Origin of the sequence: Streptomyces laculatispora, assembly GCF_017353455.1 — a bacterium.
Lineage (GTDB): Bacteria > Actinomycetota > Actinomycetes > Streptomycetales > Streptomycetaceae > Streptomyces > Streptomyces laculatispora.
Genome location: NZ_JAFMPZ010000103.1, coordinates 38,743 through 44,816, shown reverse-complemented (window position 1 = coordinate 44,816; position 6,074 = coordinate 38,743). Strand labels below are relative to the sequence as shown.

The window sequence follows — 6,074 nt, the reverse complement described above, 5'->3', positions numbered from 1 at the left end:
GTTCGCCTACCCGCCGCAGCTCCTCGTGGTCGACGGCGGGCAGCCCCAGGTCGCCGCGGCCAAGCGGGCGCTGGACGAGCTGGGGATCGACGACATCGCCGTCTGCGGCCTCGCCAAGCGCCTCGAAGAGGTCTGGCTGCCCGATGACGACGACCCGGTGGTCCTGCCCCGTTCCAGCGAGGGCCTCTACCTCCTGCAGCGCATCCGCGACGAGGCACACCGTTTCGCCATCACCTACCAGCGCGCCAAACGGGCCAAGCGCATCCGTTCCAGCCCCCTGGACGCCGTCGCCGGTCTCGGCGAGACCCGCAAGCAGGCCCTGATCAAGCATTTCGGCTCCGTGAAGAAGCTGAGGCAGGCGACAATCGAAGAGATCTGCGAGGTTCCGGGGATAGGCCGCACGACGGCGGAATCAGTGGCCGTCGCGCTCGCCTCGACCACCCCGGCCGCGCCCGCCGTGAACACGGCCACAGGAGAGATCATTGAAGAGGACGACGGGGGCAGTACGACATGACTGAGCGCGAACATGAACAAGGGCACGACCGCACAGACCGAGCAGACGGAGCAGGACACGTGAGTACGGGCATCCCCGCCGAGACGGGCGACAGCACGGCGGCCATTCCCGAGCTGGTGATCATCTCCGGTATGTCGGGCGCCGGGCGCAGCACCGCGGCCAAGTGTCTGGAGGACCTGGGCTGGTTCGTCGTGGACAACCTGCCGCCCGCGCTGATCCCCACCATGGTGGAGCTCGGCGCCAGGTCCCAGGGCAATGTGGCCCGGATCGCCGTCGTCGTCGACGTACGGGGCCGCCGCTTCTTCGACAATCTGCGGGAGTCCCTCGCGGACCTGGAGGCCAAGGGCGTCACGAGGCGGATCGTTTTCCTGGAGTCCTCCGACGACGCGCTGGTCCGCCGCTTCGAGTCGGTCCGGCGCCCGCACCCCCTCCAGGGCGACGGCCGCATCGTCGACGGCATCGCCGCCGAGCGCGATCTGCTGCGCGAGCTGCGCGGCGACGCCGACCTGGTGATCGACACCTCCAGCCTGAACGTGCACGAGCTGCGCGCCAAGATGGACGCCCAGTTCGCGGGCGACGAGGAGCCTGAGCTCCGCGCCACGGTGATGTCCTTCGGCTACAAGTACGGACTGCCGGTCGACGCCGACCTGGTGGTGGACTGCCGGTTCCTGCCCAACCCGCACTGGGTCCCCGAACTGCGCCCCTTCACCGGGCTCAACGAGGAGGTCTCCGCGTACGTCTTCGACCAGCCGGGCGCCAAGGAGTTCCTCAACCAGTACACGGAGCTGCTCCAGCTCATCGCCGCGGGATACCGCCGCGAGGGCAAGCGCTACGTGACCATCGCCGTGGGCTGCACGGGCGGCAAACACCGCTCCGTGGCCATGTCGGAGAAGCTTTCGGCCCGGCTGGCCAGCGAAGGGATCGAGACCGTGCTCGTACACAGGGACATGGGGCGCGAGTGACCAGTCGCACCCTGCGTCTGCGCCGGCTGCGCAGAGCCACCTCTGCACTGTCCGGCCGCAAGCGCGGCGCACAGCCCAAGGTCGTCGCGCTCGGCGGCGGCATGGGGCTGTCCGCCTCGCTGGCCGCGCTGCGGCGGATCACCGGTGATCTGACCGCCGTGGTCACCGTCGCCGACGACGGCGGCTCCAGCGGCCGGCTCCGCGAGGAGCTGGGCGTCCTGCCGCCCGGTGATCTGCGCAAGGCGCTGGCCGCCCTGTGCGGTGACGACGACTGGGGCCAGACCTGGGCCCAGGTCATCCAGCACCGCTTCCAGTCCAAGGGCGATCTGCACGAGCACGCCGTCGGCAATCTGCTGATCGTCGCCCTGTGGGAGCAGCTCGGCGACCATGTCCAGGCCCTCGACCTGGTCGGCAAGCTCCTCGGGGCGCACGGCCGGGTGCTCCCGATGTCCGCCGTGCCCCTGGAGCTCCAGGCGCTGGTACGGGGACACGACCCGCAGCGCCCGGACGACGTGGACACGGTGCGCGGCCAGGCCACCGTGGCGCTCACCCCGGGCGAGGTCCAGTCCGTGCACGTCGTCCCGCACGACCCGCCGGCCGTCCCGGAGGCGGTCGCCGCGGTTCTGGACGCGGACTGGGTGGTACTCGGTCCGGGGTCCTGGTTCTCCTCGGTCATTCCGCATCTGCTCGTCCCCGATCTGCTGGACGCGCTGATCGAGACGAAGGCCCGAAAGGTCCTCTCGCTGAACCTCGCGCCGCAACCCGGTGAAACAGATGGCTTCTCTCCGCAGCGTCATTTGGAGGTTTTGGGACGACACGCCCCTAAACTCGCCTTGGACGTGGTGCTGGCCGACGAGGCCGCCGTGCCCGACCGCGAGTCCCTCGCCGACGCCGCAAAACGGCTCGGTGCCGCGGTCGAGCTGGCGCCGGTGGCCTCACCCGACGGCGTTCCGATTCATGATCCGGAGCTGTTGGCCGCCGCGTACGACCGTATTTTTCGGATGCATGGAAGGATCGGCCCATGGCGATGACGCCAGCGGTGAAGGACGAAATCTCTCGGCTTCCCGTAACCCGGACCTGCTGCAGGAAGGCAGAAGTCTCGGCGATTCTTCGGTTCGCGGGTGGGCTGCACCTGGTGAGCGGCCGGATTGTGATCGAGGCGGAGCTGGACACCGCGATGGCGGCGCGCCGGCTGAAGCGGGACATTCTCGAAATCTTCGGGCACAGCTCGGAGCTGATCGTGATGGCTCCCGGCGGGCTGCGGCGCGGCTCCCGCTACGTCGTACGGGTGGTGGCGGGCGGCGACCAGCTGGCCCGGCAGACGGGTCTGGTGGACGGCCGCGGCCGTCCCATCCGCGGACTTCCCCCGCAGGTGGTCTCGGGGGCCACCTGCGATGCCGAGGCCGCCTGGCGCGGGGCCTTCCTGGCCCACGGCTCGCTCACCGAGCCGGGGCGCTCCTCCTCACTGGAGGTGACCTGCCCGGGTCCGGAGGCGGCGCTCGCGCTGGTCGGCGCCGCCCGCCGGCTCTCCATCTCGGCGAAGGCCCGCGAGGTGCGCGGCGTGGACCGGGTCGTCGTCCGCGACGGCGACGCGATCGGAGCCCTGCTCACCCGGCTGGGCGCCCATGAGTCGGTGCTGGCCTGGGAGGAGCGGCGGATGCGGCGCGAGGTCCGCGCCACCGCCAACCGCCTCGCCAACTTCGACGACGCGAACCTGCGCCGTTCGGCCAGGGCCGCGGTGGCCGCGGGTGCCCGTGTGGGGCGCGCGCTGGAGATCCTGGGCGAGGAGGTGCCCGAGCACCTCGCGGCGGCCGGGCGGCTGCGCATGGAGCACAAGCAGGCATCCCTGGAGGAACTGGGCGCCCTCGCCGATCCGCCGCTGACCAAGGACGCCGTCGCGGGCCGTATCCGCCGGCTGCTGGCGATGGCCGACAAGCGGGCCCAGGACCTGGGTATCCCGAGCACGGAATCCACCCTCAGCGAAGAGCTGGCCGACGGCCTGGTCGGCTGATCCCGGCCCCGTCGGCGGGCCGGAGCAGGAACGCGCCACGTTCCCGGGGGCGTTGACACTGCGTAACCGTCGCAGGGGGCGGGGGAGGGCAACCGCAGGCCCGTGCTCCTACTGGGGAGTACGGGCCTGCGCCGTTCTTCCCGCCCTGCTCGATGTCACTCCCAGGGCCTCGGAGGGGTAGTGTCGTAGGCGGTCGGGGACATCCCATACAACTCGCCGGCGTCGAAAACCGGCGTACCTAACGAGGAGATCGGTTCGTGACGATCCGCGTAGGCATCAACGGCTTTGGCCGCATCGGTCGTAACTACTTCCGCGCGCTGCTGGAGCAGGGTGCGGACATCGAGATCGTGGCTGTCAACGACCTGGGTGACACTGCGACCACGGCTCACCTGCTGAAGTACGACACCATTCTGGGTCGTCTCAAGGCCGAGGTCAGCCACACCGCCGACAGCATCACCGTCGACGGCCACACCATCAAGGTGCTCTCCGAGCGCAACCCGGCGGACATCCCGTGGGGCGAGCTGGGCGTCGACATCGTGATCGAGTCGACCGGCATCTTCACCAAGAAGGCCGACGCCGCCAAGCACATCGCGGGCGGCGCCAAGAAGGTCCTCATCTCGGCTCCGGCCAAGGACGAGGACATCACGATCGTGATGGGCGTCAACGAGGAGAAGTACGACGCGGCCAACCACCACGTCATCTCCAACGCCTCCTGCACCACCAACTGTGTCGCGCCGATGGCCAAGGTTCTCGACGAGAACTTCGGCATCGTCAAGGGCCTCATGACGACGGTCCACGCGTACACGAACGACCAGCGGATTCTGGACTTCCCGCACTCCGACCTGCGTCGCGCCCGCGCCGCCGCGGAGAACATCATCCCGACCACGACGGGTGCCGCCAAGGCCACCGCCCTGGTCCTGCCGCAGCTCAAGGGCAAGCTCGACGGCATCGCGATGCGCGTCCCGGTCCCGACCGGCTCGGTCACCGACCTGGTCATCACGCTGGAGCGCGAGGTCACCCGCGACGAGGTCAACGCCGCCTTCCAGAAGGCTGCGGAAGAGGGCTCCCTCAAGGGCCGCCTCGTCTACACCGAGGACCCGATCGTGTCCTCGGACATCGTCTCGGACCCGGCTTCCTGCACCTTCGACTCGCTGCTCACCATGGCAGAGGGCAACCAGGTGAAGGTCATCGGCTGGTACGACAACGAGTGGGGCTACTCCAACCGCCTCGTCGACCTGACCGTCTTCGTCGGCAGCCAGCTCTGACCCTCGAATCGGCAGGCACCTCGATGTGAGCACGGGGCTCGAACAGCGCAACGAAGCGCCGTTCGAGCCCCGTTGCATGCTCTCTCGTCCTTCCAAGGAGTCCAGAAGATGAAGACCATCGACGAACTTCTCGCCGAAGGGGTCACCGGCAAGCGCGTATTCGTCCGCGCCGACCTCAACGTGCCGCTCAGCGGCACCACCATCACCGACGACGGCCGCATCCGCGCCGTCCAGCCGACCGTGGAGAAGCTGGCCGCGGCCGGTGCCCGGGTCGTCGTCGCCTCGCACCTGGGCCGCCCCAAGGGTGCCCCGGACCCGGCGTTCTCGCTGGCCCCGGCGGCAGCCCGGCTCGGTGAACTGCTAGGGACCGGCGTGGCCTTCGCGACCGACACGGTCGGCGAGTCCGCCCGCGCCACGGTCGCCGCCCTCACCGACGGCAAGGTCGCCGTCATCGAGAACCTCCGCTTCAACGCCGGCGAGACGTCGAAGGACGACGCCGAGCGCGGCGCGTTCGCCGACCAGCTGGCCGAGCTCGCCGACGTGTACGTGGGCGACGGCTTCGGCGCCGTGCACCGCAAGCACGCCTCGGTCTTCGACCTCCCGGCCCGGCTGCCGCACGCCGCGGGCGACCTGATCGCCACCGAGGTCGGCGTCCTGAAGAAGCTCACCGACGACGTGCAGCGGCCCTACGCGGTCGTGCTCGGCGGCGCCAAGGTCTCCGACAAGCTCGGCGTCATCGACCACCTCCTGGAGCGGGCCGACCGCATCCTCATCGGCGGCGGCATGGCGTACACCTTCCTCAAGGCCCAGGGTCACGAGGTCGGCAGCTCGCTGCTCCAGGAGGACCAGATCCCGGTGGTGCTGGAGTACCTCAGGCGCGCCGAGGAGAAGGGCGTGGAGTTCGTGCTCCCCGTCGACGTCGTGGTCGCCCCGGCGTTCCCCGACCTCAAGACCAAGGCCCCGGCCCACCCCGCCACCGTCGCCGCCGACGCCATGCCGGCCGGCCAGATGGGGCTGGACAACGGTCCGGAGACCAACAAGCTCTACGCATCGAAGCTCGCCGACGCGGCCACCGTCTTCTGGAACGGCCCCATGGGAGTCTTCGAGCACCCCGATTTCGCCGAGGGAACCAGGGCGGTCGCCCAGGCCCTCGTCGACTCGTCCGGCTTCAGCGTGGTCGGCGGTGGCGACTCCGCCGCGGCCGTCCGCATCCTGGGCTTCGACGAGAACGCGTTCGGACACATCTCGACCGGTGGCGGCGCCAGCCTCGAATACCTCGAGGGCAAGACGCTTCCCGGCCTTGCCGCACTGGAGGACTGACC

6 protein-coding genes are annotated in these 6,074 nt (G+C 69.9%); all 6 read left to right on the top strand.

Annotated features, from left to right (window positions below; all coding sequences use genetic code 11):
* A partial coding sequence (locus tag J1C73_RS06140; RefSeq protein WP_242643785.1) for a helix-hairpin-helix domain-containing protein occupies positions 1-514 on the top strand: 514 nt, incomplete at its 5' end.
* Positions 511-1,476, top strand: coding sequence for an RNase adapter RapZ (rapZ, locus tag J1C73_RS06135; RefSeq protein WP_207315425.1), 966 nt, complete (start codon positions 511-513; stop codon positions 1,474-1,476). The genes J1C73_RS06140 and rapZ, both read left to right, overlap by 4 nt.
* Complete coding sequence (locus J1C73_RS06130; RefSeq protein ID WP_123469287.1) at positions 1,473-2,507, top strand: gluconeogenesis factor YvcK family protein; 1,035 nt, start codon at positions 1,473-1,475, stop codon at positions 2,505-2,507. Before rapZ ends, J1C73_RS06130 begins: the two co-directional genes overlap by 4 nt.
* Positions 2,498-3,487: a DNA-binding protein WhiA gene (whiA, locus tag J1C73_RS06125; protein ID WP_123469285.1), complete on the top strand. Its 990-nt coding sequence runs from the start codon at positions 2,498-2,500 to the stop codon at positions 3,485-3,487. The genes J1C73_RS06130 and whiA overlap by 10 nt, the downstream gene beginning before the upstream one ends.
* Positions 3,488-3,744: 257 nt before the next feature.
* The gene (gene gap / locus J1C73_RS06120) at positions 3,745-4,752 is read left to right on the top strand and encodes a type I glyceraldehyde-3-phosphate dehydrogenase (protein WP_123469283.1); all 1,008 of its coding nucleotides are present in this window, start codon (positions 3,745-3,747) and stop codon (positions 4,750-4,752) included.
* 108 nt (positions 4,753-4,860) lie between these two features.
* Positions 4,861-6,072, top strand: a complete 1,212-nt coding sequence (locus tag J1C73_RS06115; protein ID WP_123469281.1) for a phosphoglycerate kinase — start codon at positions 4,861-4,863, stop codon at positions 6,070-6,072.
* Positions 6,073-6,074 lie beyond the last annotated feature (2 nt).